The organism is Pseudomonas sp. GD04015 (assembly GCF_029837675.1).
Taxonomy (GTDB): Bacteria; Pseudomonadota; Gammaproteobacteria; order Pseudomonadales; family Pseudomonadaceae; genus Aquipseudomonas; species Aquipseudomonas paralcaligenes.
Genome location: NZ_JAOEEE010000008.1, coordinates 81,502 through 105,922 on the forward strand (window position 1 = coordinate 81,502; position 24,421 = coordinate 105,922).

Genomic DNA, 24,421 nt, shown 5'->3' on the forward strand with positions numbered 1-24,421 from the left:
AATCGGCGCTCCTCATTTCCAGCCCGCGAGTAAGACCAGAACAAGATGTGGCGTGAAACCAAAATCCTGCTGATTGACGATAACGTCGAGCGCCGCCGCGACCTGGCGGTCATCCTCGGCTTCCTGGGCGAAGAGCACCTGGCCTGCGGCAGCGGCGACTGGCGCGAAACCGTCGGCAAGCTCGAATCCAGCCGCGAGGTGCTGAACGTGCTGCTGGGCGATGTCTCCGTCAAGGGCGGGGCGCTTGAGCTGCTCAAGCAGATCGCGGCCTGGGACGAGAACCTGCCGCTGCTGCTGATCGGAGAGCCGGTTCCCGCCGACTGGTCGGAGGACCTGCGCCGCCGGGTTCTCGCCAGCCTGGAAATGCCGCCCAGTTACAACAAGTTGCTCGATTCCCTGCGCCGTGCCCAGGTCTATCGCGAGATGTACGACCAGGCGCGGGAGCGCGGCCGCCAGCGCGAGCCCAACCTGTTCCGCAACCTGGTCGGCACCAGCCGCGCGATCCAGCAGGTGCGGCAGATGATGCAGCAGGTCGCCGACACCGAGGCCAGTGTGCTGATCCTTGGTGAGTCCGGCACCGGCAAGGAAGTGGTGGCGCGCAACCTCCACTACCATTCCAAGCGCCGCGACGAGCCGTTCGTGCCGGTCAACTGCGGCGCGATTCCGGCGGAACTGCTGGAGAGCGAGCTGTTCGGCCACGAGAAGGGCGCCTTCACTGGCGCCATCACCAGCCGCGCCGGGCGTTTCGAACTGGCCAACGGCGGCACCCTGTTCCTCGACGAGATCGGCGACATGCCGCTGCCGATGCAGGTCAAGCTGCTGCGCGTGCTGCAGGAGCGCACCTTCGAGCGCGTCGGCAGCAACAAGACCCAGTCGGTGGACGTGCGCATCATCGCCGCGACCCACAAGAACCTAGAGAAGATGATCGAGGAAGGCACCTTCCGCGAAGATCTCTACTACCGCCTCAACGTCTTCCCCATCGAGATGGCGCCGCTGCGCGAGAGGGTCGAGGACATTCCGCTGCTGATGAACGAGCTGATCTCGCGCATGGAGTTCGAGAAGCGCGGTTCCATCCGCTTCAACTCGGCCGCCATCATGTCGCTGTGCCGCCACGACTGGCCGGGCAACGTGCGCGAGCTGGCCAACCTGGTCGAGCGCATGGCGATCATGCACCCCTACGGGGTGATCGGGGTCGGCGAGCTGCCGAAGAAATTCCGCCACGTCGACGACGAGGACGAGCAACTGGCGATCAGCCTCCGCGAGGAACTGGACGAGCGCGCGGCGATGAACGCCGGCATGCCGGTCATCTCCAACACCGCCATGCTGCCGCCGGAAGGGCTGGACCTGAAGGACTACCTCGGCAACCTGGAGCAGGGGCTGATCCAGCAGGCCCTGGATGATGCCGGCGGGGTCGTGGCCCGCGCCGCGGAACGCCTGCGCATCCGCCGCACCACCCTGGTGGAGAAGATGCGCAAGTACGGCATGAGCCGCCGAGACGACGAGGGCGGCGACGAGGACTGAGGTCGCCGGATTTCAGGCCCGCCAAGCCGGAGCTTTGACGCAAGCTCCGGCTTTATTTTTCAAGCCATTGAAAATAAAGAATAAATTTTTAGGCATGGCTATTGCTATGACTCTCTCCGAGTGACCGTCTGCTGACGGTTCGCCAAGCGAGAGATGAACATGAGCCGAGCCGTCCCCCTATCCGTCGCCCCCGCAGCCGATACCCCAGCCGCCGAGCCGGCCAGTCGAGCCGACCTGGAGCAGACCTTCGCGCTGTTCAACCAGATGTCGTCGCAGCTGAGCAGCTCCTACAGCATGCTCGAGGCGCGGGTCAGCGAACTCAAGGGCCAACTCGCCCTGGTCAGCGCCCAGCGCATGCAGGAACTGGCGGAGAAGGAGCGCCTGGCGCTGCGTCTGCAGAGCCTGCTGGACCTGCTGCCGGGCGGGGTGATCGTGATCGATGGCCAGGGCGTGGTGCGCGAAGCCAATCCGGTGGCGCGCAGCCTGCTCGGCAAGCCCTTGGTCGGCATGCTCTGGCGCGAGGTCATCGCGCGCAACTTCGCGCCGCGCGAGGACGACGGCCACGAGATTTCCCTCAAGGACGGGCGCCGCCTGTCCATCGCCACGCGCTCCCTGCAGGGCGAGCCGGGGCAACTGGTGCTGCTGGCCGACCTGACGGAAACCCGTCGTCTGCAGGACCAGCTCGCCCGCCACGAGCGCCTGTCCTCGCTGGGGCGCATGGTCGCCTCGCTGGCCCATCAGATTCGTACCCCGCTGTCGGCGGCGCTGCTCTATGCCAGCCATCTTTCCGAGCAGGACCTGCCCTTCGAGCAGCAGCAGCGCTTCGCCGGACGACTCAAGGAGCGCTTGCACGAGCTGGAGCATCAGGTGCGCGACATGCTGGTGTTCGCCCGTGGCGAGCTGCCTTTGCTGGATCGCATCGCGCCCGGTGCCTTCTTCGATGCCCTGCGTCGTTCCGCGGAGCCCCACCTGCTGGATATGAACGTGCGTTGGCAGTGTGACGCCCGCCTGGGCGAGCTGCTGTGCAATCGCGACACTCTGGTCGGCGCCGTGCTCAACCTGATCGAGAACGCCATCCAGGCCGGCGGCCGCGAGACCTGCCTGAAGATTCACCTGCATGCCCGTGGCAACAGCCTGCGTTTGTGCGTGAGCGACAACGGGCCGGGCATCGACAAGGCCACCCTGGCGCGCCTGGGCGAACCTTTCTTCACCACCAAGACCACCGGCACCGGCCTTGGCCTGGCGGTGGTCCAGGCCGTGGTGCGCGCCCACCAGGGCGAGCTGCGGCTGCGCTCCCGCGTCGGCCGCGGCACCTGCGCCACCCTCGTCATGCCGCTGCTCGGCGCGGCACAAGCGGCACAAACGGATATTCAGGAGTAAGCCATGACCGCCAAGGTTCTGCTGGTCGAAGACGACCGCTCGCTGCGCGAGGCCCTTGCCGACACCCTGCTGCTCGGTGGCCACGACTTCCGCGCCGTGGAGTGTGCGGAGGATGCCGTCGAGGCGCTGGGCCAGGAGGCTTTCGGCCTGGTGATCAGCGACGTCAACATGCCCGGCATGGACGGCCATCAGCTGCTGGGCCTGATCCGCGCGCGCTACCCGCAGTTGCCGGTGTTGCTGATGACCGCCTACGGCGCCGTGGAACGGGCCGTGGACGCCATTCGCCAGGGGGCCGCCGATTATCTGGTCAAGCCGTTCGAGCCACGCACCCTGCTGGAACTGGTGGGCCGTCATGCCCTCGGTCGCCCGAGCGTCGGCGAGGGCGATGGCCCGGTGGCCTGCGAGCCGGCAAGTCGGCAGTTGCTGGAGCTGGCGGCGAGGGTGGCGAAAAGCGATTCCACCGTGCTGATCTCCGGCGAGTCCGGCACCGGCAAGGAAGTGCTGGCACGCTACATCCACCAGCAGTCGAATCGCGGCAACGGCCCGTTCATCGCCATCAACTGCGCGGCGATCCCGGACAACATGCTCGAGGCGACCCTGTTCGGCCATGAGAAGGGCGCCTTCACCGGCGCCATCGCCGCGCAACCGGGCAAGTTCGAACTGGCCGACGGCGGCACCCTCCTGCTCGACGAGATTTCCGAGATGCCGCTGGGCCTGCAGGCCAAGCTCCTGCGCGTGCTGCAGGAACGCGAGGTGGAGCGGGTTGGCGCGCGCAAGCCGATCAGCCTGGACATCCGCGTGCTGGCCACCACCAACCGCGATCTGGCCGGCGAAGTGGCGGCCGGGCGTTTCCGCGAGGACCTCTACTATCGCCTGTCGGTCTTCCCGCTGGCCTGGCGCGCCCTGCGCGAGCGGCCCGCCGACATTCTGCCGCTGGCCGAGCGTCTGCTGGCCAAGCACGTCAAAAAAATGAACCACGCTGCCGTCCAGCTTTCGCCCCAGGCCCGCGCGGCGCTGGTCGCCCATGCCTGGCCGGGCAACGTGCGCGAGTTGGACAACGCGATCCAGCGGGCGCTGATCCTGCAGCAGGGCGGGCTGATCCAGCCTCAGGACCTGTGCCTGACCGCGCCGATCGGCATGGCGCCCATGGCAGCGCCGACCGTCACCCTGGTCGCCAGCAATCCGCTGCCCATCGAGGAGCCGGTCGTGGAAGGCGCGAGCGCCTTGGGCGAAGACCTGCGCCGCCGCGAATTCCAGCTGATCATCGACACCCTGCGCGCCGAGCGCGGCCGTCGCAAGGAGGCCGCCGAGCGGCTGGGCATCAGCCCGCGGACCCTGCGCTACAAGCTGGCCCAGATGCGTGACGCGGGTATGGACGTGGAGGCTTACCTCTACGCGAGCTGAGCCGGCCACGCTGTTCGGCGCGGATTCGCGAGCCGGACTCGCTCCCGCCAAGGCGCATGCGGCTGCTCGACGGCCGCATGGCATCGATCCCTCTCTTGGCCCGCCTCGCGCGGGTCTTTCTTTGGGCTGTGTTCCAGTGAGTTATTGCAGACCTTGTGGGAGCGGCCTTGGCCGCGAGGCTTTTCATCAAGCCTTATTCGCGGCCAAGGCCGCTCCCACGGAAGCAGAGTCGTGGCAGCAGCTGGTCACGGGACATGACTTTCTTTTTGGCACCCTGTTTGCACATACCCCTGCAAAGACCGCGTAGCGTCAAAAAAGCCGCGGTCGCTGGAGGAAAAGGTCATGAGCCAGGGTGTCGAATTCAATCGCCTGATGTTGGAAATGCGCTCCATGCAGATGGAAGCCATGGCCAAGCAGAAGCCGGCCGTCGTCAGCGCGCCGGAGCCAGGTGCGCCGAGTTTCACGGACATGCTCGGCCAGGCGGTGAACAAGGTGAACGAGACCCAGCAGATCTCCGGCCAGCTGGCCTCCGCCTTCGAGATGGGGCAGGGCGGCGTCGACATCACCGATGTGATGATCGCCTCGCAGAAGGCCAGCGTTTCCTTCCAGGCCATGACCCAGGTGCGCAACAAGCTGGTTCAGGCCTACCAAGACATCATGCAGATGCCGGTTTAACAGGGCGGATTTGAGACATGGCTGAAGCAGTCGCTGCAAACGTACCCGCCACCACCGGCGCCGACGAGCCGAAGAAGCCGCTGTTCGGGCTGACCTTCCTGGAAAATCTCTCCGAGATGTCCATGCTGCGCCAGATCGTCCTGCTGGTCGGCCTGGCCGCCAGCGTGGCGATCGGCTTCGCCGTGGTCCTGTGGTCGCAGCAGCCAGACTACAAACCGCTGCTGGGCAGCCTGGCGGGCATGGACAGCAACCAGGTGATGGAGGTGCTCAACGCCGCCGACATCGCCTATACCGTCGAGCCGAATTCCGGTGCGCTGCTGGTCAAGTCCGAAGACCTGGGCCGCGCGCGCCTGCGCCTGGCCGCCGCCGGCGTCGCGCCGAGCGACAACAACGTGGGCTTCGAGATCCTCGACAAGGAGCAGAGCCTGGGCACCAGCCAGTTCATGGAGGCCACCCGCTACCGCCGCGGCCTCGAAGGTGAGCTGGCGCGCACCATTTCCAGCCTGAACAACGTCAAGGGTGCTCGCGTGCACCTGGCGATCCCGAAGAGCTCGGTGTTCGTCCGCGACGAGCGCAAGCCCACCGCCTCGGTGCTGGTTGAGCTGTACCCGGGCCGTTCCCTGGAGCCGAGCCAGGTGATGGCCATCGTCAACTTAGTGGCCACTTCCGTGCCGGAGCTGACCAAGTCGCAGGTCACCGTGGTCGACCAGAAGGGCAACCTGCTGTCCGACCAGCAGGAACTGTCCGAACTGACCATGGCCGGCAAGCAGTTCGACTACACCCGGCGCATGGAAACCCTGTTCACCCAGCGCGTGCACAACATCCTGCAGCCGGTGCTGGGCAACGGCCGCTACAAGGCCGAGGTCTCCGCCGACGTGGACTTCAGCGCGGTCGAGTCGACCTCCGAGTCGTTCAACCCGGACCAGCCGGCCCTGCGCAGCGAGCAGCAGGTCAACGAGCAACGCACCAGCAGCCTGCCGCCGCAGGGCGTGCCGGGTGCGCTGAGCAACCAGCCGCCGGGCGCCGCCAGCGCTCCCGAGCAGGCTACCGGCCAGGCCGCCCCGGCCGGCCCGATTGCCGCGGGTCAGCCGCTGGTCGATGCCAACGGCCAGCAGATCACGGACCCGGCCACCGGCCAGCCGATGCTGGCGCCGTACCCGGCCGACAAGCGCGAGCAGTCCACCCGCAACTTCGAGCTGGACCGTTCGATCAGCTACACCAAGCAGCAGCAGGGCCGCCTCAAACGCCTGTCGGTCGCCGTGGTGCTGGACGACAAGATCACCGTCGCCGCCAACGGTGAGGTCACCCGCAGCCCCTGGGGCGCCGAGGACCTGGCCCGCTTCACCCGCCTGGTGCAGGATTCGGTGGGCTTCGACGCCAGCCGTGGCGACAGCGTCAGCGTGATCAACGCGCCGTTCAGCAGCGAGCTGGGCGAGGTGGTCGAGCTGCCCTGGTACCAGTCCGAGCTGTTCCTGATGGCGATGAGCGGCCTCAAGCAACTCTTGCCGGCATTGCTGATCTTTACCCTTGTATGGTTCGTGCTGCGCCCGGTGATGAAGAACATCGCCAACCCGTCGCGCCAGGGCGAAGATGCCGAGGGCGACGTGGAGCTGGGCGACATGGGCGGCCTGGAGGGCGAGCTGTCGTCCGACCGGGTGAGCCTGGGCGGACCGCAGAGCATCCTGCTGCCCAGCCCCTCCGAGGGGTATGATGCACAACTGAACGCCATCAAGAGTCTGGTGGCGGAAGATCCGGGCCGCGTGGCCCAGGTAGTCAAAGACTGGATCAACGCCGATGAGTGACAATCGCACCGCCGTCAAGCTGAACAAGGTCGACAAGGCCGCCATTCTCCTGCTGTCCCTCGGCGAGACGGACGCAGCGCAGGTGCTGCGCCACCTCGGGCCGAAGGAAGTGCAGCGCGTCGGCGTGGCCATGGCCGGCATGCGCAACGTGCAGCGCGAGCAGGTCGAACAGGTGATGGGCGAGTTCGTCGAGATCGTCGGCGACCAGACCAGCCTGGGCGTCGGCTCCGATGCCTACATCCGCAAGATGCTCACCGCGGCGCTGGGCGAGGACAAGGCCGGCAACCTGATCGACCGCATCCTGCTCGGCGGCAGCACCAGTGGCCTGGACAGCCTGAAGTGGATGGAGCCGCGCGCGGTGGCCGACGTGATCCGCTACGAACACCCGCAGATCCAGGCCATCGTGGTCGCCTACCTCGACCCGGACCAGGCCGGCGAGGTGCTCAGCCATTTCGATCACAAGGTGCGCCTGGACATCATCCTGCGCGTGTCTTCGCTGAACACCGTGCAACCGGCGGCGCTCAAGGAGCTCAACCAGATCCTCGAGAAGCAGTTCTCCGGCAGCGCCAACACCACCCGTGCCAGCCTGGGCGGCGTGAAGCGCGCGGCCGACATCATGAACTTCCTCGACAGCTCAGTGGAGGGCCAACTGATGGACTCCATCCGCGAGGTGGACGAGGACCTGTCCAGCCAGATCGAGGACCTGATGTTCGTCTTCGACAACCTGGCCGACGTCGACGACCGCGGCATCCAGGCGCTGCTGCGCGAGGTCTCCTCCGACGTGCTCGTGCTGGCCCTCAAGGGCGCCGACGACGGCATCAAGGAGAAGGTGTTCAAGAACATGTCCAAGCGCGCCGCCGAGCTGCTGCGCGACGACCTGGAGGCCAGGGGCCCGGTGCGCGTCAGCGAAGTGGAGACGGCGCAGAAGGAAATCCTCACCATCGCCCGGCGCATGGCCGAGTCCGGCGAGATCGTCCTCGGCGGTGCCGGCGGCGAGGCGATGATCTAAGCGATGGCCAAGGATGCACACAGCGAGCTGATTCGCGCCAAGGACGTGGCGGGGTTCGACCGCTGGGCGCTGCCCAGCTTCGACCCCGAGGTCGAAGCGCCTGCCGAGCCGGAACCCGAGCCGGCCGCGCCGCCGGTCGAGGAGCCGGAGCAGGCCCAGGTGGAGGAGGTGGCGGTCGAGGACGTCAAGCCGCTGACGCTCGATGAGGTCGAGGCGATCCGCCAGGACGCCTACAACGAAGGCTTCGCCACCGGCGAGAAGGACGGCTTCCACGCCGGCCAGCTCAAGGCCAGGCAGGAGGCGGATGCGGCCCTGGCCGGCAAGGTCGCCCAGCTCGAACAGGTCATGGGGCATCTGCTGGAGCCCATCGCCAACCAGGATCAGGAACTGGAGAAGGCGCTCGTCAGCCTGGTCAGCCAGATGGCCCGCCAGGTGATCCAGCGCGAACTGGTCACCGATTCCAGTCAGATCCGCAACGTGCTGCGCGAGGCGCTGAAGCTGCTGCCGATGGGCGCCAGCAACGTGCGCATCCATATCAACCCGCAGGATTTCGAGCTGGTCAAGGCGCTGCGTGAGCGCCATGAGGAGAGCTGGCGCATCCTCGAGGACGAATCCCTGCAGCCCGGCGGCTGCCGCGTGGAAACCGAGCACACGCGCATCGACGCCAGCGTCGAGACGCGCATGGCCCAGGCCCTCAAGCAGCTGTTCGAGCAGCAGCGGGCGCAGGTCTCCAATCCGCCGGAGCCCGACATCCGGGTCGATCCGGAGACACCCGATGCGCCTTGAGCGCACCAGCTTCGCCAGGCGCATGGCCGGCTACGCCGACGCCATCGAGCTGCCGACCCAGCCGGTGGTGGAGGGCCGCCTGCTGCGCATGGTCGGCCTGACCCTGGAGGCCGAGGGCCTGCGCGCCGCGCTCGGTAGCCGCTGCCTGGTGATCAACGACGACAGCTATCACCCCGTGCAGGTCGAGGCCGAGGTGATGGGTTTCTCCACCGGCAAGATCTACCTGATGCCGGTCGGCAGCCTGGCCGGCATCGCTCCTGGCGCGCGGGTGGTGCCGCTGCCGGACACCGGCCGCCTGCCGATGGGCATGTCCATGCTCGGCCGGGTGCTGGACGGCGCCGGCCGCGCGCTGGACGGCAAGGGTGGGATGAAGGCCGAGGACTGGGTGCCGATGGACGGCCCGGCCATCAACCCGCTCAATCGCCACCCCATCAGCGAACCGCTGGACGTCGGCATCCGCTCGATCAACGGCCTGCTCACCGTCGGCCGTGGCCAGCGCCTGGGCCTGTTCGCCGGCACCGGCGTGGGCAAGTCGGTGCTGCTGGGCATGATGACCCGCTTCACCGAGGCGGAGATCATCGTGGTCGGGCTGATCGGTGAGCGGGGCCGCGAGGTGAAGGAGTTCATCGACGAAATCCTCGGCGAGGAGGGCATCAAGCGCTCCGTGGTGGTCGCCTCGCCGGCGGACGACGCGCCGCTGATGCGCCTGCGCGCCGCCCAGTACTGCACGCGCATCGCCGAATACTTCCGCGACAAGGGCAAGAACGTCCTGCTGCTGATGGATTCGCTGACCCGCTACGCCCAGGCCCAGCGCGAGATCGCCCTGGCCATCGGCGAGCCGCCGGCGACCAAGGGCTACCCGCCGTCGGTGTTCGCCCGGCTGCCCAAGCTGGTGGAGCGTGCCGGCAACGCGGAGGAGGGCGGCGGCTCGATTACCGCCTTCTACACCGTATTGAGTGAGGGCGACGACCAGCAGGACCCCATCGCCGACGCCGCCCGGGGCGTGCTCGACGGCCACTTCGTGCTGTCGCGCCGGCTGGCCGAGGAAGGGCACTACCCGGCCATCGACATCGAGGCCTCGATCAGCCGGGTCATGCCCCAGGTGGTCAGCCCCGAGCACCTCAAGCAGGCCCAGCGCTTCAAGCAGCTGTGGTCGCGCTACCAGCAGAGCCGCGACCTGATCAGCGTCGGCGCGTACGTGGCCGGTGGCGATGCCGACACCGACCTGGCCATCGCGCGGCAGCCGGCGATGGCCCGCTACCTGTGCCAGAGCCTGGGCGAGAGCGTGTCCATGGCCGAGAGCGTCAACCAGCTGGCGCTGGTCTTCAATCCGCAGGCGCAGGCCTGATAGATGGCCAACAGCCGCGCCGCGCGCCTGGCGCCCGTGGTCGAGATGGCCGAGCGGGAGGAGCGCGAGGCGGCGCGGCAGATGGCCCATATGCAGGGGTTGCTGGCCAGGGCCGAGGCCCAGCTGGGCGAGCTGGAACGCTATCGCGCCGACTACCAGCAGCAATGGATCAGCGAAGGCAGGCAGGGCGTGTCCGGGCAGTGGCTGATGAACTACCAGCGCTTCCTCAGCCAACTCGAAACGGCCATCGGCCAGCAGCTGCAGAGCATCGCCTGGCACCGGCACAACCTCGACAAGGCGCGGGAGCTCTGGCAGCAGCGCTACGCGCGGGTGGAGGGGCTGCGCAAGCTGGTCCAGCGCTACGTCGACGAGGCCCGCGCCGCCGAGGACAGGCGCGAGCAGAAGCTGCTCGACGAGCTGTCGCAGCGCCTGCCGCAGCGCGATCAACCGTGATCCCGGTTGCCGCCGTCAGCGGCGGGTGCTACATCTTGTCTCTGCCCAAGCATCTACAAAGGAGTGCTACATGGCCATCACCGCGCTACCCTCGGGCGACGGACAGGAGCTGACCATTCATATCCAGGGACGTTTCGATTTCTCCGCGCACCAGGAATTCCGCGATGCCTACGAGCGGGTCAACCTCACTCCCAAGCGCTACGTGGTGGATCTCAAGGGCGCTACCTACCTGGACAGCTCGGCGCTCGGCATGCTCCTGCTGCTGCGTGACCACGCCGGCGGCGACCATGCGCGCATCAGCCTGATCAACTGCAACCCCGACGTGCGCAAGATCCTCTCCATTTCCAACTTCGAACAGCTGTTCCAGATCGGTTGAATCCATGTCCAGCCGCCTGTCCATCCTGATCGCCGAGGACAGCGCGGCGGACCGCATGCTGCTGTCCACCATCGTCAGCCGCCAGGGACACCGGGTGCTGACCGCGGGCAATGGCCTGGAGGCCGTCGCCCTGTTCGAGCAGGAGCATCCGCAGCTGGTGCTGATGGACGCCCTGATGCCAGTGATGGATGGCTTCGAGGCAGCCTGGCGGATCAAGCAGGCGGCCGGCGAGGCGCTGGTGCCGGTCATTTTCCTCACTTCGCTGACCGAGAACGAGGCGCTGGTGCGCTGCCTGGAGGTCGGCGACGACTTCCTGGCCAAGCCCTACAACCCGATCATCCTGGAAGCCAAGATCCGCGCCATGGACCGGCTGCGCCGCCTGCAGCAGACGGTGCTGAAGCAGCGCGACCTGATCGCCAAGCACAACGAGCATCTGCTCACCGAGCAGCGCGTGGCCAAGGCAGTGTTCGACAAGGTGGCGCACTCAGGCTGTCTCAGCGCGCCCAACATCCGCTACCTGCAGTCGCCCTTCGCCCTGTTCAACGGCGACCTGCTGCTGGCCGCCTTCAAGCCGTCCGGTGGCATGCATGTGCTGCTCGGCGACTTCACCGGCCACGGCCTGCCGGCTGCCATCGGCGCCATGCCGCTGGCGGAAGTCTTCTACGGCATGACCGCCAAGGGCTTCTCCATGGCGGAAATCCTCCGGGAGATGAACGCCAAGCTGAAACGCATCCTGCCGGTGGGCGTGTTCTGCTGCGCCACCATGCTCAACCTCAGCTTCCAGCGCCGGGTGGTGGAGGTGTGGAACGGCGGCCTGCCGGACGGTCACCTGTTGCACGTCGCCAGCGGCGAACGGGTGCCGCTGGTGTCGCGCCACCTGCCGCTGGGCGTGCTCGAGCCGGGCGCGTTCAACGATGTCTACGAGGTGCATCCGCTGCAGCCGGGGGATCGCATCTTCCTGCTCTCGGACGGTGTGCTGGAGACCCGCGATGCCAGTGGGCAGCTGTTCGGCGAGGATCGGTTGCTGCAGGTGTTCGCCGCCGAGCACTCGCCGGAGTGCCTGTTCGAGAATATCCAGGCGGCCCTGGCCGCCTTCCGGGGCGAGGCTCAGGACGACGTCAGCATGATCGAGCTGAGCATGGTCGAGGACGGCGCCCTGAGCCGGCCGCCGCTGTCCTTCTCCGACAGCGGCCAGAGCAGCGCGCTGGACTGGTCGGTCTCCTTCGAGTTCCGCGCCGAGGCGCTCAAACGCTTCAATCCCTTGCCGTTCCTGCTGCAACTGCTGATGGAAGTGCGTGGCCTGCGGGCCAGGGGTGGCGCGCTGTATGCGGTGATGGCCGAGCTGTACTCCAACGCTCTGGAACACGGGGTGCTGGGGCTGGACTCCACCCTGAAGTCCGACGCCCAGGGCTTCGCCCGCTACTACTTCGAGCGCGGCCAGCGCCTGCAGACGTTGCAGGACGGATTCGTGAAATTCGAGCTGGAGCTGTTGCCGGAGGAGGGCGGCGGTTGCCTGCGCATCCGCGTGCAGGACAGCGGCAAGGGGTTCGACGTGGCCGGCGTGCTGGCCCGGCAGGACGATTGCGTCAGCCTCAGCGGTCGCGGCATGCGCCTGGTGCGCCAGCTCGCCGATCGTTGCGACTGGGCGGCGGATGGCTGCGGCGCCGTCGTGGAGTTTCGCTGGACGGCTCAGGCATAATCGTCGCTTCCCGGCCAAGGAGTGAGCAGGTGTCCGATTCCCATCTCGATCAGAGCGTGCTGGCGTCCCTTCTGGACGTCATGGGGGAGGAGTATCCCGTGCTGCTGGACACCTTCCTGGCCGATTCCGAGGAACGCCAGCGGCACATCCACGAGGCCATGGTCGGGGAGGATGCGCAGGCCCTGCGCCTGGCCGCCCACAGCTTCAAGGGCAGCTGCAGCAACATGGGCGCGCCGCTGCTGGCCGGGCTGTGCAAGCAGCTGGAAGAAGCCGCCCGGCGCGAGCGCCTGGACGAGGTGCCGGACCTGGTCGAGCAGATCGGCCGCGAATTCGCTATCGTCCGCATCCTGCTCAAGTCCGAACGTCAGCGGTATCGCTGAGCGGAGTTGGAGACAGCGCATCGGGTGGATATACGCTGTCGTCCCCGCGAAAGCGGGGACCCAGGGACGCAGTGTTTCGACCCGCACATGGATTCCCGCCTGCGCGGGAATGACGGGGAATTCTACCTTCTGTGTGTAGAAGGCCTTCACCAGGGTTATCGAGTGGAGCTGTCGACGCCCGTCATCCCCGCGAAGGCGGGGACCCAGGGATGCGGTGTCTCGACCCGAACATGGATTCCCGCCTTCGCGGGGATGACGGGATTTCCTACCTTCCTTGCCCGGACGAAGTTTCACCCGATTGCCCCGGCGCCCAGACAAAGTTGGCCCGGCCCTTGCTCTCTCCCCGATACGATCCATCCCTAACGGAGAGTATCCATGTCCGTTGCACCCGATTTCCTTCTCCAGTCCGCGCCCGAGGTGCGGCCGAAGGCAGCCGCCGCGAAGGCGCCCGCCACCGGTCCGGAACCCAGGAACAAAGACGCTTCCAGCTTCGCCGACGTCTACGCCCGGGAGCGTCAGGCGAAGGTGGCGGAGCGCAAGGAGGCCGCCGCCAAGGCAGCCGAGCAGCGCTCGGCCGACTCCAAGCCGGCCGGCGAGCCGAAGGCCGAGGCTGCCGCCGGGCAGCCGGCGGTTGCCGAAAGCGGCAATGCCTTGCCGGAGGAAGAGGTGGTCGAGAGTGGCGAGGACGTCATCGATCCGCTGCTGCTGATGGGCATGACCGGGCAATTGCCGGCGGCCGAGATCGAAGACCCCGCGCTGGGCGTAGAGGTCGAGGCGCCGGTCGAGGAGGTCGATCCGCTGCTGCAGCAGGCCCCCGTGGTGGTCAGCGCGGCGCCGGCGGCCCTGACCGAGGCGAACCACGATCCCGAACTGGACATGCTCAATAGCCTGCCCGGGGTCAAGCTCGCCCTGGAGATCGGCGCGCAGGGCCAGGCCGCGGCCCAGCAGCAACTGAGCCCGGGTGCGGTGGCGGCGGAGCGCTCGACCAGCCCCGGCCAGGGCTTCGCCAATGCTCTGGCCGCTCTTTCCGGCGACGCCATGCCCAGCGAGGAAACGCCGTCGGAAGGTCTGGAGGCCGATCTGTTCGGCGAGGGTACGGACAAGCCCCTGCCGAATCTGCGCGAGGGCCAGGCCGAGGTCCGCGCCGACAACTTCGCCAGCCGGCTCAGCGCGCTGAGCCAGGCCATCAACCAGCAGACCAACGTCCAGCAGCGCCTGCCGCTGGTGCCGGGGCAGCCGCTGCAGATGAACCACGCGGGCATGAGCGAGGCGGTGGTGGACAAGGTAATGTGGCTGTCCAGCCAGAACCTCAAGTCCGCCGAGATCCAGCTCGACCCGGCCGAGCTGGGGCGCCTGGAAGTGCGCATCGAGCTGAACAAGGACCAGGCGGCCCAGGTCACCTTCGTCAGCGCCAACGCCAACGTGCGTGACCAGCTGGAAGGCCAGGCCCACCGCCTGCGCGAGCTGTTCTCCCAGCAGGGCATGAACCAGCTCGACGTGAATGTCTCTGACCAGTCGCTGGCCCGTGGCTCCCACGGCGGTGGCGAGGAAGGGCAGCGGCGCTCCGCGGGCCGTGGCCTGGGCGATGCCGGTGGCGATGAGGTGCTGACCGGCGTCAGCGAGATCCGCGGTGGGCAATCGGCCGCCGCGCCGCTCGGGCTGGTGGACTACTACGCCTGACACCAGCTCCGCAGTCCTGCCAGACCCTGCGCCCGGTGGCGATAATCCACCGGGCGCAGTCGTTTTCGGGTGACAGGTGGTCGTCGCCTTGGTATATCGGCTGCCTGTGTCGGGCGGGGCAGGACCGGCTATCTTGTTTACAAGGTGGCATAACACTTGCTCCTAAGCCCTTGAACAGGGACAAAACACTCAAGAGTGACGGATTTCTGGCATGGCAAAGAAACCAGCACCCCAGCCTCCGGCCGCCGATGGCGGCGAAAAGGCCGGCGGCAAGGGCAAGCTCAAACTCATCATCCTGATCGTGGTCGCGTTGCTGCTGGCCATCGGTCTGTCCGTGGGGGCCACCTGGTTTCTGCTCAGCAAGGACAAGAAGGACGACAAGCCGGCCGCCGAGGAGAGCAGCGCCAGCGCGCCGGCCGTGCGCCAGCCGGCGCTGTACGAGAGCATCGCGCCGGCTTTCATCGCCAACTACAAGCACCAGGGCCGGCAGCGCTACATGCAGGTCAGCGTGGCGCTGATGGCGCGCAACCAGGCCGAACTGGACGCCCTCAAGGTACACATGCCGCTGATCCGCAACCGCCTGGTGATGCTGTTCTCCGGCCAGGACTTCGGCACGCTGATGACTCCGGTCGGCAAGGAAATGCTGCGCAACCAGGCCACCGCGGTGGTGCAGGAACTGGCGCAGAAGGAAACCGGTAAAACCGTGGTCGAACAGGTACTGTTCACCAACATCGTGCTGCAATAGCGGGAGCGTTTTTCATGGCCGTACAGGATCTGCTGTCACAGGACGAGATCGACGCGCTGCTGCACGGCGTCGACGATGGCCTGGTCGAGACCGAGAGCGATGCCGAGCCCGGCAGCGTCCGCAGCTACGACCTGACCAGCCAGGACCGCATCGTCCGCGGGCGCATGCCGACCCTGGAGATGATCAACGAGCGCTTCGCCCGCTACACCCGCATCAGCATGTTCAACCTGCTGCGCCGCTCCGCCGACGTGGCCGTGGGCGGCGTGCAGGTGATGAAGTTCGGCGAATACGTGCATTCGCTCTACGTGCCGACCAGCCTCAACCTGGTGAAGATGAAGCCGCTGCGCGGCACCGCGCTGTTCATCCTGGACGCCAAACTGGTGTTCAAGCTGGTGGACAACTTCTTCGGCGGCGACGGCCGCCACGCCAAGATCGAGGGCCGCGAGTTCACCCCGACCGAGCTGCGGGTAGTGCGGATGGTGATCGACCAGGCCTTCGTCGACCTCCGCGAGGCCTGGCATGCGGTGCTGGACGTCAACTTCGAGTACATCAACTCCGAGGTGAACCCGGCGCTGGCCAACATCGTCAGCCCCAGCGAGGTGGTGGTGGTGTCCACCTTCCACATCGAGCTGGACGGCGGCGGCGGCGACCTGCACATCACCATGCCCTATTCGATGATCGAGCCGATCCGCGAGATGCTCGACGCCGGCTTCCAGTCCGACGTGGACGACCAGGACGAGCGCTGGATCAAGGCCCTGCGCGAGGACATCCTCGACGTCAACGTGCCGCTGGGCGCCACCCTGGCCCATCGCCAGCTGAAGCTGCGCGACATTCTGCACATGCAGCCCGGCGACGTGATCCCGGTGGAGCTGCCCGAACAGATGATCATGCGCGCCAACGGCGTGCCGGCCTTCAAGGTCAAGCTGGGCGCCCACAAGGGCAACCTGGCCCTGCAGGTTCTCGAACCCGTGGAGCGCATGCGCTGAGTCGCGTGTGCTTCCCATAGACCAGATGGATAGCCAGCCGAGGTAGAGCGATGGCAGACGAAAACGAAGGCACCAGCCCCGAGGAGCAGGCCCTGGCCGACGAGTGGGCCGCGGCCCTCGCCGAGGCCGGCGATGACGCCGGGCAGGCGGACATCGACGCGCTAATGAGCCAGGGTGGTGGCGCCGCGGCTCCGGCCGCGCCGCGCATGGCGATGGAGGAATTCGGTGCGTCGCCCAAGCCGGGCAACGGTCCGGTGGCCCTGGAAGGGCCGAACCTGGACGTGATCCTCGACATCCCGGTGTCCATCTCCATGGAAGTGGGCAGCACGGAAATCTCCATCCGCAACCTGCTGCAGCTCAACCAGGGCTCGGTGGTGGAACTGGATCGGCTGGCAGGCGAGCCACTGGATGTGCTGGTCAACGGCACCCTGATCGCCCATGGCGAAGTGGTGGTGGTCAACGAGAAGTTCGGCATCCGCCTGACCGATGTGATCAGCCCCAGCGAACGCATCAAGAAGCTGCGCTGAGGCCATGATGCGCGGACTCTGCAGCTTCCTCCTGCTGGCCCCGCTGACGGCGCTGGCCGCCGAGCCGGCCTCCCGGGCGGCAACCACGCCCATGGCCGGCAGCGACGTAGGTGGCCAGCTGATGCAACTGGTGCTCGGCCTGCTGCTGGTCATCGGCCTGATCTTTGCCCTGGCCTGGGTGATGCGCCGCGTGCAGCAGATCGGCCCGCGCGGCAGCCAGGCGATCCGGCTGGTGGCCAGCCAGGCGCTGGGCCCGCGCGACCGGCTGCTGCTGGTGCAGGTCGGCGGCGAGCAGATCCTGCTGGGCATCAGCGCCGGCCGCATCACGCCGCTGCACGTGCTCAAGGAGCCGGTACAGACGGGCGAAAGCGAGCCGGCCACCCCCGAGTTCGCCCAGCGGCTGATGGAGCTGCTCGGCAAGGATCAGAAGGACCATAAGGACAACTCATGAGCGCCTGGCGCATTCTGCTGAGCCTGCTGCTGGTCGTGGCCTCGCCGCTGGCGTTCGGCGCCGACAATCCGCTGTCGATCCCGGCCATCACCCTGAGCACCGACGCCGCGGGGCAGCAGGAGTATTCGGTCAGCCTGCAGATCCTGCTGATCATGACGGCGCTGAGCTTCATCCCGGCGTTCGTCATGCTGATGACCAGCTTCACCCGGATCATCATCGTCTTCTCCATCCTGCGCCAGGCCCTCGGCCTGCAGCAGACGCCGTCGAACCAGATCCTGATCGGCCTGGCGCTGTTCCTGACCATGTTCATCATGGCCCCGGTGTTCGACCAGATTAACCGCGAGGCGCTGCAGCCCTATCTCAACGAGCAGCTCCCCGCCCAGGAGGCCATCGCCAAGGCCGAGGTGCCGATCAAGGCCTTCATGCTGGCGCAGACCCGCGCGTCCGACCTCGAACTGTTCGTGCGCCTGTCCAAGCGCACCGACATCGCCAGCCCGGAGGCGGCGCCGCTGACCATCCTGATTCCGGCGTTCGTCACCTCCGAGCTGAAGACCGCGTTCCAGATAGGCTTCATGATCTTCATCCCGTTCCTGATCATCGACATGGTGGTGGCGAGCATCCTCATGGCGATGGGTATGATGATGCTGTCACCGCTGATCATTTCCCTGCCGTTCAAGATCATGCTGTTCGTGCTGGTGGATGGCTGGGCATTGATCATGGGCACACTGGCCGGCAGTTTCGGCACGTTATAGAGGGCGAGCAGATGACCCCGGAAATCGCCGTCGACCTGTTCCGCGAGGCGCTCTGGCTGACGGCCATGATCGTTGGCCTCATGGTGTTGCCGAGCCTGCTGGTGGGCCTGCTGGTGGCCATGTTCCAGGCGGCCACGCAGATCAACGAACAGACCCTGAGCTTCATCCCGCGCCTGCTGGTGATGTTGCTCACCCTCATGTGGGCCGGCCCCTGGCTGGTGCGCGAGCTGATGGAGTACACCCAGACGCTGGTGCACAACATTCCGCTGCTGATCGGCTGATGCTCGAGCTGAGCAACGCGCAGATCGGCGGCTGGGTGGGCCAGTTCCTGCTCCCGCTGTTCCGCATCGCCTCCATGCTGATGGTGATGCCGGTGATCGGTACGCAGCTGGTGCCGATCCGCGTGCGCCTCTACCTGTCCCTGGCCATCTGCCTGGCGCTGGCGCCGAACCTGCCGCCGATGCCGCAGGTCGACGCGGTCAGCCTGCAGGCCATGCTGCTGATCGGCGAGCAGGTGCTGATCGGGGTGATGCTGGGCTTCGTCCTGCAGCTGTACTTCCACCTGTTCATCGTCGCCGGGCAGATCATCGCGATGCAGATGGGCCTGGGCTTCGCCTCCATGGTCGACCCGACCAACGGCGTGTCGGTGCCGGTGCTCGGCCAGTTCCTGCTGATGCTGGTGACGCTGCTGTTCCTGGCGATGAACGGCCATCTGGTGGTGTTCGAAGTGCTGGCCGAGAGCTTCGTCACCCTGCCGGTGGGCGAGGGGCTGATGGCGGACCACTACTGGACGCTGGCCGGCAAGCTGAGCTGGGTGATCGCCGCCGGCCTGTTGCTGGCCCTGCCGGTGATCACCGCCTTGCTGATCGTCAACCTGTCCTTCGGCGTGATGACCCGCGCCGCGCCGCAGCTCAACATCTTCTCCATCGGCTTTCCGCTGACCCTGGTGCTCGGCCTGTTCATCTTCTGGGTCGGCCTTTCGGACTTCCTCGCGCACTTCCAGACGCTGACCAGCGAGGCCCTTCTACAACTGCGCGAACTGGCGCGCATTCGCTGAGGAGGCTCCGCCATGGCCGAGAGTGAAAGCGGCGCCGACAAGAGCGAGGAACCCACCAGCAAGCGCCTGGAAGAGGCGCGCAAGAAGGGCCAGATCGCCCGTTCCAAGGAGCTCAACACCTTCGCGGTCACGTTCGCCGGGGCGGCGGCGCTGCTGATTTTCGGTGCCCAGATGGGGCATGCGATGCTGGGAATGATGCGTGGCAACTTCTCCCTGCCGCGCGAGGTGCTGCAGGACGAAGGCGCCATGGCCCGCTACCTGCTGGCCACCGGCATGGAGGCGTTGCTGGCCCTGCAGCCGTTCCTCACCGTGCTGCTGGTCGCCTCCATCATCGGCCCGATCGCCCTCGGTGGCTGGCTGTTCTCCAGCGAAGCGCTGATGCCCAAGTTCAGCCGGATGAATCCGCTGGAGGGGCTCAAGCGCATGTTCTCCGCCAAGGCGCTGGTGGAGCTGCTCAAGGCTCTGGCCAAGTTCGTGGTGATCCTGCTGGTGGCCCTGGCGGTGCTGAACTCCGACCGCGAAGACCTGCAGGCCATCGCCAACGAGTCGGTCGAGTCGGCGATCCTGCACGCCATGCAGGTGGCCGGCTGGAGCCTGCTGTGGCTGGCCTGCGGGCTGATCCTGATCGCCGCGGTGGACGTGCCGTTCCAGCTCTGGGACAGCAAGCAGAAGCTGAAGATGACCAAGCAGGAGGTCAAGGACGAGTACAAGGACAGCGAGGGCAAGCCCGAGGTCAAGTCGAAGATTCGTCAGTTGCAGCGGCAGATGGCCGAGCGGCGGATGATGCAGCAGGTGCCCGACGCCGACGTGGTCATCACCAACCCGACCCACTTCGCCGTGGCGCTGAAATACGACCCGGCCAAGGGCACTGCGCCGATGCTGCTGGCCAAGGGCGGCGATTTCCTGGCGCTGAAGATCCGCGAGATCGCCCAGGAGAACAGCATCACGCTGCTGGAGTCGCCCGCCCTGGCGCGGGCCGTGTACTACTCCACCGAAGTGGATCAGGAGATCCCCGCCGGCCTGTACCTGGCCGTGGCCCAGGTGCTGGCCTACGTGTACCAGCTCAGGCAGTTCCGCTCTGGCAAGGGCAAGCGCCCCGGTCCGCTGCCGGACCTGCCGATTCCGCCGGACCTGCGCCGCGACGAATAGTGTCGCCGACCTGCCGCCCGAGGGGCGGCGGGTCGGCGAGGTGCTGGCCTCAGCGGATCACGCCACAGGCCACGCGAACGCCGCCACCGCCGAGCGGCATGGGGTGGTCGGCATGGTTGTCGCCGCCGGCATGGACCATCAGGGCGCGGCCCTTGAGATCGTCCAGGCTCTTCAGGCGCGGTGCCAGCACCGGCTGCTCGGCCTTGCCATGGGCATCGACGTAGAGCGGCGGCAGGTCGCCACGGTGGGCGTTGTCTTCCCAGGGCGCGCCGTGGCGGCTGGTGCCGTTCGGGTCCCAGTGGCCGCCGGCGGCTTCCGCGGGAGAGGGCTTGCCTTCCTTGAGGCCCGCCTCGCAACTGGCGTTCATGTGCACATGGAAGCCATGCAGGCCGGGCGTGAGGCCTGCCAGGGCAGGGGTGAACACCAGGCCGTAGGGGGTCTGTTCGACGCTGACCGTGCCGACCTCCTTGCCGACGCCATTGGCGTCCACCGCATCGAGCTGCACGCTCAGCGGCGCGGCCTGGGCGGTGCCATAGAGGCCGAGCAGGGCGGCGGCGATGACCATCTTCTTCATTGTGTTTCTCCTTGGGTGATGAACGGGTCTTGGTCGACCTGTGACTGTAGCCCGCTTCCTTGGTTTCCTGCGAATGGGAACTGTTTCAGCGAGTTGGCAAAGCTGGCCGACTTCTTGCTCTGACTCCAGCACGACGCATATCGCGTCAAAAGATTGAATTGGCTGGGGTAAGCAAGTGGCAGTGGATCGCGCTCAACTGATCGGCAACATGCGCAGCAATCTCGCAGGGCTGGGGCATGGCAACCTCGGCGTGCCGGTGCTGGTGCTGGTGCTGCTGGCGATGATGACGCTGCCGATGCCGGCGTTCCTGCTGGACGTGTTCTTCACCTTCAACATCGCCCTGTCGATCGTGGTCCTGCTGGTCAGCGTGTACGCGCTGCGGCCGCTGGACTTCGCCGTGTTCCCGACCATCCTGCTGGTCGCCACGCTGCTGCGCCTGGCGCTGAACATCGCCTCGACCCGGGTGGTGCTGCTGCACGGCCAGGAAGGCCACGACGCCGCCGGCAAGGTGATCCAGGCCTTCGGTGAGGTGGTGATCGGCGGCAACTACGTGGTGGGTATCGTGGTGTTCGCCATCCTGGTGATCATCAACTTCGTGGTGGTCACCAAGGGCGCCGGACGCATCTCTGAGGTCAGCGCGCGCTTCACCCTGGACGCGATGCCCGGCAAGCAGATGGCCATCGACGCCGACCTCAACTCCGGCCTGATCGACCAGGACACCGCCAAGCTGCGGCGCAGCGAGGTGGCTCAGGAGGCCGACTTCTACGGCTCGATGGACGGTGCCAGCAAGTTCGTGCGCGGCGACGCGGTCGCCGGCCTGCTGATCATGTTCGTCACCCTGCTCGGCGGCATGGGCATCGGTATGCTGCAGCATGGGCTGTCGTTCAACGAGGCGAGCAAGATCTACGCCCTGCTGACCATCGGTGACGGCCTGGTGGCGCAGATCCCGTCGCTGCTGCTGTCCACCGCCGCGGCGATCATGGTGACCCGCGTGTCCTCCTCCGAGGACATGGGCCAGCAGGTCAACCGGCAGATGTTCGCTTCGCCCAAGGCGCTGGCCGTGGCTGCCCTCATCATTGCGGTGATGGGGCTGGTGCCCGGCATGCCGCACGTGCCGTTCCTCGGCCTGGCGCTGCTGGCGGCCGGCGGCGCCTTCCTGATCTGGCGCAGCAAGCAGCAGAAGGTCAAGGCCGAGGCCGAGGCGGTCAAGCGCCAGCAGGAGCTGCTGCCGGCGCAGAAGGCCCAGGAGGTCAAGGAACTGGGCTGGGACGACGTCACCCCGGTGGACATGGTCGGCCTGGAAGTGGGCTACCGCCTGATCCCGCTGGTCGACCGCAACCAGGGCGGCCAGTTGCTGGCGCGGATCAAGGGCGTGCGCAAGAAGCTGTCTCAGGAAATGGGCTTCCTGATGCCGTCGGTACATATCCGCGACAACCTCGACCTGCTGCCCAACGCCTATCGCCTGACCCTGATGGGCGTCAGCGTGGCCGAGGCGGAGGTCTACCCGGAGCGCGAACTGGCGATCAACCCGGGCCAGGTGTTCGGCACCCTCAACGGCATCGCCGCCAAGGATCCGGCGTTCGGCCTGGAAGCCGTGTGGATCGACCCCGCCCAGCGCGACCAGGCCCAGTCGCTCGGCTACACCGTGGTGGACGCCAGCACGGTGGTCGCCACCCACCTGAACCAGGTCCTGCACAAGCACGCCCACGAGCTGCTCGGCCACGAGGAAGTCCAGCAACTGCTGCAGCTGCTGGCGAAGAGTTCTCCCAAGCTGGCGGAAGAACTGGTGCCGGGCATGGTCTCGCTGTCGACCCTGCTCAAGGTGCTGCAGATCCTGCTGCAGGAACAGGTGCCGGTACGCGACATCCGCAGCATCGCCGAGGCCATCTCCAACGTCGCCGGCAAGAGTCAAGATCCCGCCGCGATGGTGGCGGCGGTGCGCGTCGCACTTTCCCGTGCAATCGTGCAAAGCATTGTGGGACTAGAGCCGGAGCTGCCCGTGATCACTCTGGAACCCAGGTTGGAACAGTTATTGCTGAATAGCCTGCAGAAGGCCGGTCAGGGCTCCGAGGATGGCATCCTCCTCGAGCCCGGCATGGCGGAGAAGCTGCAACGCTCCCTGGTGGAAGCGGCGCAGCGCCAGGAAATGCTCGGCAAGCCGGTGATCCTGCTGGTGGCCGGCCCGGTCCGGGCGATGCTGTCGCGATTCGCGCGGCTCGCCGTACCGAACATGCACGTACTGGCCTACCAGGAAATACCGGACAACAAGCAGGTCACGATCGTCGCCACGGTCGGCCAGAACTGAGGGTTCTAAGCCATGCAAGTCAAACGCTTCTTCGCCGCCGACATGCGTACCGCCATGAAACTGGTGCGCGACGAACTGGGCGCCGATGCCTCGATCATCGGCAACCGCCGCGTGGCCGGCGGCGTGGAGCTGACCGCGGCGCTGGACTACCAGCCGGCCGCGCCGTCCCGCCAGCCCAATCCGGCGCTGGAGGCCGAGCTGCGCAAGACCCAGGCGAAGATCGCCAACGCCCAGGCCGAACTGGCCGTTCGTGCCGTGGCCGACGAGCGCAAGGACCGCCAGCTGTTCGCCAACGAATCGCTGGTCGCGCCCGAGCTGCCGGCCACCGCGGTCAAGATGCAGCGTCCGATTGCCGGCGAGCAGCCCGAATCCAGGCCGTCCGCCGCCGCTGTCGACCAGCGCGCCCTCGACGCCATGCGCTTCGAGCTGCACGGCCTGCGCGAGCTGATCGAAGTGCAGCTGGGCTCAATCGCCTGGGGCCAGTTGCAGAACCGCAAGCCGCAGCAGGCCAACCTGTGGCGCCGCCTGCAGCGCATGGGCCTGTCCGCCGAGCTGTCCAGGGCGCTGCTGGAGCGCGTGGCCAAGGTCGCCGACCCGCGCCAGGCCTGGCGCATGCTGCTGGCCCACCTGGCCCATGCGATCAAGACGCCCGAGGTCGAGCCGCTGGAGGAGGGCGGGGTGATCGCCTTGGTCGGCCCGGCCGGCATGGGCAAGACCACCACGCTGGCCAAGATGGCCGCGCGCTACGTGCTGAAATACGGCCCGCAGAGCATCGCCCTGGTCAGCATGGACTGCTTCCGCATCGGTGCCCAGGAGCAGATCAAGACCCTCGGTCGCATCCTCAACGTGCCGGTGACCCAGGTCGACCCCGGCCAGTCCCTGGTGCAGGCCCTGGCGCCGCTGGCGCGCAAGAAGGTGATCCTGATCGACACCGCCGGCCTGCCGGGCAACGACCCGGCCCTGCGTCTGCAACTGGAGAGTCTGGCCGCCCGCGGGGTCAAATCGAAGAACTATCTGGTGCTGGCCGCCACCAGCCAGGCCCAGGTGCTCAAGGCCGCGTACCATAGCTACAAGCAGTGCGGCCTGGCCGGGTGCATCCTGAGCAAGGTGGACGAGGCAGCCAGCCTGGGTGAGGTTCTGGGGCTGGCTATCAGCCAGCATCTACCGGTAGCCTATCTGGCAGATGGGCCGAAGATTCCGGATGATCTGCAGGTGCCGCGCAGCCACCAGCTGGTGAGCCGTGCCGTGAGCATGCAGACTGCGGAGGATCCGAGCGAGGAAGCCATGGCCGACATGTTCGCCGGCCTGTATCAGCATCCCGCGCGTCGCGCGGGCTAGCAGGCGGCGGTGTACAAGGCGTTC

24 protein-coding genes are annotated in these 24,421 nt (G+C 66.9%); 23 read left to right on the forward strand and 1 reads right to left on the reverse strand.

What is annotated here, in order from left to right:
- Nucleotides 1–45: 45 nt before the first annotated feature.
- The 21 genes from N7640_RS09360 (at nucleotide 46) to flhB (ending at nucleotide 20,180) form a co-directional block, all read left to right on the forward strand.
- On the forward strand, nucleotides 46–1,521 hold the full coding sequence (locus N7640_RS09360) for a sigma-54 dependent transcriptional regulator (RefSeq protein WP_279902253.1): 1,476 nt from the start codon (nucleotides 46–48) through the stop codon (nucleotides 1,519–1,521).
- A gap of 159 nt (nucleotides 1,522–1,680) precedes the next feature.
- Nucleotides 1,681–2,901 carry an ATP-binding protein gene (locus N7640_RS09365; protein ID WP_279902252.1) on the forward strand — a complete coding sequence of 407 codons (1,221 nt, stop codon included), beginning with the start codon at nucleotides 1,681–1,683 and terminating at the stop codon, nucleotides 2,899–2,901.
- A 3-nt stretch (nucleotides 2,902–2,904) separates the two neighbouring features.
- Nucleotides 2,905–4,305 carry a sigma-54-dependent response regulator transcription factor FleR gene (gene fleR, locus N7640_RS09370; RefSeq protein WP_279902251.1) on the forward strand — a complete coding sequence of 467 codons (1,401 nt, stop codon included), beginning with the start codon at nucleotides 2,905–2,907 and terminating at the stop codon, nucleotides 4,303–4,305.
- Between the two features lie 342 nt (nucleotides 4,306–4,647).
- Nucleotides 4,648–4,980, forward strand: a complete 333-nt coding sequence (fliE, locus tag N7640_RS09375; protein WP_279902250.1) for a flagellar hook-basal body complex protein FliE — start codon at nucleotides 4,648–4,650, stop codon at nucleotides 4,978–4,980.
- 17 nt (nucleotides 4,981–4,997) lie between these two features.
- On the forward strand, nucleotides 4,998–6,782 hold the full coding sequence (gene fliF / locus N7640_RS09380) for a flagellar basal-body MS-ring/collar protein FliF (protein WP_279902249.1): 1,785 nt from the start codon (nucleotides 4,998–5,000) through the stop codon (nucleotides 6,780–6,782).
- Nucleotides 6,775–7,791 carry a flagellar motor switch protein FliG gene (fliG, locus tag N7640_RS09385; protein WP_220813406.1) on the forward strand — a complete coding sequence of 339 codons (1,017 nt, stop codon included), beginning with the start codon at nucleotides 6,775–6,777 and terminating at the stop codon, nucleotides 7,789–7,791. Before fliF ends, fliG begins: the two co-directional genes overlap by 8 nt.
- Nucleotides 7,792–7,794: 3 nt before the next feature.
- Complete coding sequence (gene fliH, locus N7640_RS09390) at nucleotides 7,795–8,577, forward strand: flagellar assembly protein FliH (protein WP_220813405.1); 783 nt, start codon at nucleotides 7,795–7,797, stop codon at nucleotides 8,575–8,577.
- Nucleotides 8,567–9,925, forward strand: coding sequence for a flagellar protein export ATPase FliI (gene fliI / locus N7640_RS09395; RefSeq protein ID WP_279902248.1), 1,359 nt, complete (start codon nucleotides 8,567–8,569; stop codon nucleotides 9,923–9,925). Before fliH ends, fliI begins: the two co-directional genes overlap by 11 nt.
- Nucleotides 9,926–9,928: 3 nt before the next feature.
- Nucleotides 9,929–10,378 (forward strand): flagellar export protein FliJ, encoded by a 450-nt coding sequence (gene fliJ, locus N7640_RS09400; protein ID WP_220813403.1) that lies wholly within the window; start codon nucleotides 9,929–9,931, stop codon nucleotides 10,376–10,378.
- A 70-nt stretch (nucleotides 10,379–10,448) separates the two neighbouring features.
- A complete protein-coding gene (locus N7640_RS09405; protein WP_220813402.1) occupies nucleotides 10,449–10,754 on the forward strand; it encodes an STAS domain-containing protein in 306 nt (101 codons plus the stop codon).
- 4 nt (nucleotides 10,755–10,758) lie between these two features.
- The gene (locus N7640_RS09410; protein WP_279902247.1) at nucleotides 10,759–12,453 is read left to right on the forward strand and encodes a fused response regulator/phosphatase; all 1,695 of its coding nucleotides are present in this window, start codon (nucleotides 10,759–10,761) and stop codon (nucleotides 12,451–12,453) included.
- 29 nt (nucleotides 12,454–12,482) lie between these two features.
- Complete coding sequence (locus tag N7640_RS09415; protein WP_279902246.1) at nucleotides 12,483–12,833, forward strand: Hpt domain-containing protein; 351 nt, start codon at nucleotides 12,483–12,485, stop codon at nucleotides 12,831–12,833.
- Nucleotides 12,834–13,208: 375 nt separating this feature from the next.
- Nucleotides 13,209–14,513: a flagellar hook-length control protein FliK gene (locus tag N7640_RS09420; protein WP_279902245.1), complete on the forward strand. Its 1,305-nt coding sequence runs from the start codon at nucleotides 13,209–13,211 to the stop codon at nucleotides 14,511–14,513.
- 211 nt (nucleotides 14,514–14,724) lie between these two features.
- Nucleotides 14,725–15,258, forward strand: a complete 534-nt coding sequence (gene fliL, locus N7640_RS09425) for a flagellar basal body-associated protein FliL (protein ID WP_279902244.1) — start codon at nucleotides 14,725–14,727, stop codon at nucleotides 15,256–15,258.
- Nucleotides 15,259–15,272: 14 nt separating this feature from the next.
- Nucleotides 15,273–16,244, forward strand: a complete 972-nt coding sequence (gene fliM, locus N7640_RS09430; RefSeq protein WP_220813397.1) for a flagellar motor switch protein FliM — start codon at nucleotides 15,273–15,275, stop codon at nucleotides 16,242–16,244.
- Between the two features lie 50 nt (nucleotides 16,245–16,294).
- A complete protein-coding gene (gene fliN / locus N7640_RS09435) occupies nucleotides 16,295–16,771 on the forward strand; it encodes a flagellar motor switch protein FliN (protein ID WP_220813396.1) in 477 nt (158 codons plus the stop codon).
- A 7-nt stretch (nucleotides 16,772–16,778) separates the two neighbouring features.
- Nucleotides 16,779–17,222: a flagellar biosynthetic protein FliO gene (fliO, locus tag N7640_RS09440; RefSeq protein WP_279902313.1), complete on the forward strand. Its 444-nt coding sequence runs from the start codon at nucleotides 16,779–16,781 to the stop codon at nucleotides 17,220–17,222.
- A complete protein-coding gene (fliP, locus tag N7640_RS09445; RefSeq protein WP_279902243.1) occupies nucleotides 17,219–17,974 on the forward strand; it encodes a flagellar type III secretion system pore protein FliP in 756 nt (251 codons plus the stop codon). The genes fliO and fliP overlap by 4 nt, the downstream gene beginning before the upstream one ends.
- 11 nt (nucleotides 17,975–17,985) lie before the next feature.
- Nucleotides 17,986–18,255 (forward strand): flagellar biosynthesis protein FliQ, encoded by a 270-nt coding sequence (gene fliQ, locus N7640_RS09450; RefSeq protein WP_220813393.1) that lies wholly within the window; start codon nucleotides 17,986–17,988, stop codon nucleotides 18,253–18,255.
- Nucleotides 18,255–19,031: a flagellar biosynthetic protein FliR gene (fliR, locus tag N7640_RS09455; RefSeq protein WP_220813392.1), complete on the forward strand. Its 777-nt coding sequence runs from the start codon at nucleotides 18,255–18,257 to the stop codon at nucleotides 19,029–19,031. Before fliQ ends, fliR begins: the two co-directional genes overlap by 1 nt.
- Before the next feature lie 12 nt (nucleotides 19,032–19,043).
- Nucleotides 19,044–20,180, forward strand: coding sequence for a flagellar biosynthesis protein FlhB (gene flhB, locus N7640_RS09460; protein ID WP_220813391.1), 1,137 nt, complete (start codon nucleotides 19,044–19,046; stop codon nucleotides 20,178–20,180).
- A gap of 49 nt (nucleotides 20,181–20,229) precedes the next feature.
- Here the strand turns inward: flhB and sodC are convergent, their stop codons facing one another.
- The gene (gene sodC / locus N7640_RS09465; protein WP_279902242.1) at nucleotides 20,230–20,754 is read right to left on the reverse strand and encodes a superoxide dismutase [Cu-Zn] SodC; all 525 of its coding nucleotides are present in this window, start codon (nucleotides 20,752–20,754) and stop codon (nucleotides 20,230–20,232) included.
- A gap of 181 nt (nucleotides 20,755–20,935) precedes the next feature.
- Here sodC and flhA point away from each other — a divergent pair, with 181 nt between their 5' ends.
- Nucleotides 20,936–23,059 (forward strand): flagellar biosynthesis protein FlhA, encoded by a 2,124-nt coding sequence (gene flhA / locus N7640_RS09470; RefSeq protein ID WP_279902241.1) that lies wholly within the window; start codon nucleotides 20,936–20,938, stop codon nucleotides 23,057–23,059.
- Between the two features lie 12 nt (nucleotides 23,060–23,071).
- Nucleotides 23,072–24,397, forward strand: a complete 1,326-nt coding sequence (gene flhF / locus N7640_RS09475; protein WP_279902240.1) for a flagellar biosynthesis protein FlhF — start codon at nucleotides 23,072–23,074, stop codon at nucleotides 24,395–24,397.
- The last annotated feature ends 24 nt before the right edge of the window (nucleotides 24,398–24,421 follow it).

Bases quoted from the DNA above. Each gene is read 5' to 3' on its own strand.
- N7640_RS09360 (WP_279902253.1), top strand. From the start codon at position 46: ATGTGGCGTGAAACCAAAATCCTGCTGATTGACGATAACGTCGAGCGC.
- N7640_RS09365 (WP_279902252.1), top strand. From the start codon at position 1,681: ATGAGCCGAGCCGTCCCCCTATCCGTCGCCCCCGCAGCCGATACCCCA.
- fleR (WP_279902251.1), top strand. From the start codon at position 2,905: ATGACCGCCAAGGTTCTGCTGGTCGAAGACGACCGCTCGCTGCGCGAG.
- fliE (WP_279902250.1), top strand. From the start codon at position 4,648: ATGAGCCAGGGTGTCGAATTCAATCGCCTGATGTTGGAAATGCGCTCC.
- fliF (WP_279902249.1), top strand. From the start codon at position 4,998: ATGGCTGAAGCAGTCGCTGCAAACGTACCCGCCACCACCGGCGCCGAC.
- fliG (WP_220813406.1), top strand. From the start codon at position 6,775: ATGAGTGACAATCGCACCGCCGTCAAGCTGAACAAGGTCGACAAGGCC.
- fliH (WP_220813405.1), top strand. From the start codon at position 7,795: ATGGCCAAGGATGCACACAGCGAGCTGATTCGCGCCAAGGACGTGGCG.
- fliI (WP_279902248.1), top strand. From the start codon at position 8,567: ATGCGCCTTGAGCGCACCAGCTTCGCCAGGCGCATGGCCGGCTACGCC.
- fliJ (WP_220813403.1), top strand. From the start codon at position 9,929: ATGGCCAACAGCCGCGCCGCGCGCCTGGCGCCCGTGGTCGAGATGGCC.
- N7640_RS09405 (WP_220813402.1), top strand. From the start codon at position 10,449: ATGGCCATCACCGCGCTACCCTCGGGCGACGGACAGGAGCTGACCATT.
- N7640_RS09410 (WP_279902247.1), top strand. From the start codon at position 10,759: ATGTCCAGCCGCCTGTCCATCCTGATCGCCGAGGACAGCGCGGCGGAC.
- N7640_RS09420 (WP_279902245.1), top strand. From the start codon at position 13,209: ATGTCCGTTGCACCCGATTTCCTTCTCCAGTCCGCGCCCGAGGTGCGG.
- fliL (WP_279902244.1), top strand. From the start codon at position 14,725: ATGGCAAAGAAACCAGCACCCCAGCCTCCGGCCGCCGATGGCGGCGAA.
- fliM (WP_220813397.1), top strand. From the start codon at position 15,273: ATGGCCGTACAGGATCTGCTGTCACAGGACGAGATCGACGCGCTGCTG.
- fliN (WP_220813396.1), top strand. From the start codon at position 16,295: ATGGCAGACGAAAACGAAGGCACCAGCCCCGAGGAGCAGGCCCTGGCC.
- fliO (WP_279902313.1), top strand. From the start codon at position 16,779: ATGCGCGGACTCTGCAGCTTCCTCCTGCTGGCCCCGCTGACGGCGCTG.
- fliP (WP_279902243.1), top strand. From the start codon at position 17,219: ATGAGCGCCTGGCGCATTCTGCTGAGCCTGCTGCTGGTCGTGGCCTCG.
- fliQ (WP_220813393.1), top strand. From the start codon at position 17,986: ATGACCCCGGAAATCGCCGTCGACCTGTTCCGCGAGGCGCTCTGGCTG.
- fliR (WP_220813392.1), top strand. From the start codon at position 18,255: ATGCTCGAGCTGAGCAACGCGCAGATCGGCGGCTGGGTGGGCCAGTTC.
- flhB (WP_220813391.1), top strand. From the start codon at position 19,044: ATGGCCGAGAGTGAAAGCGGCGCCGACAAGAGCGAGGAACCCACCAGC.
- sodC (WP_279902242.1), bottom strand. From the start codon at position 20,754: ATGAAGAAGATGGTCATCGCCGCCGCCCTGCTCGGCCTCTATGGCACC.
- flhF (WP_279902240.1), top strand. From the start codon at position 23,072: ATGCAAGTCAAACGCTTCTTCGCCGCCGACATGCGTACCGCCATGAAA.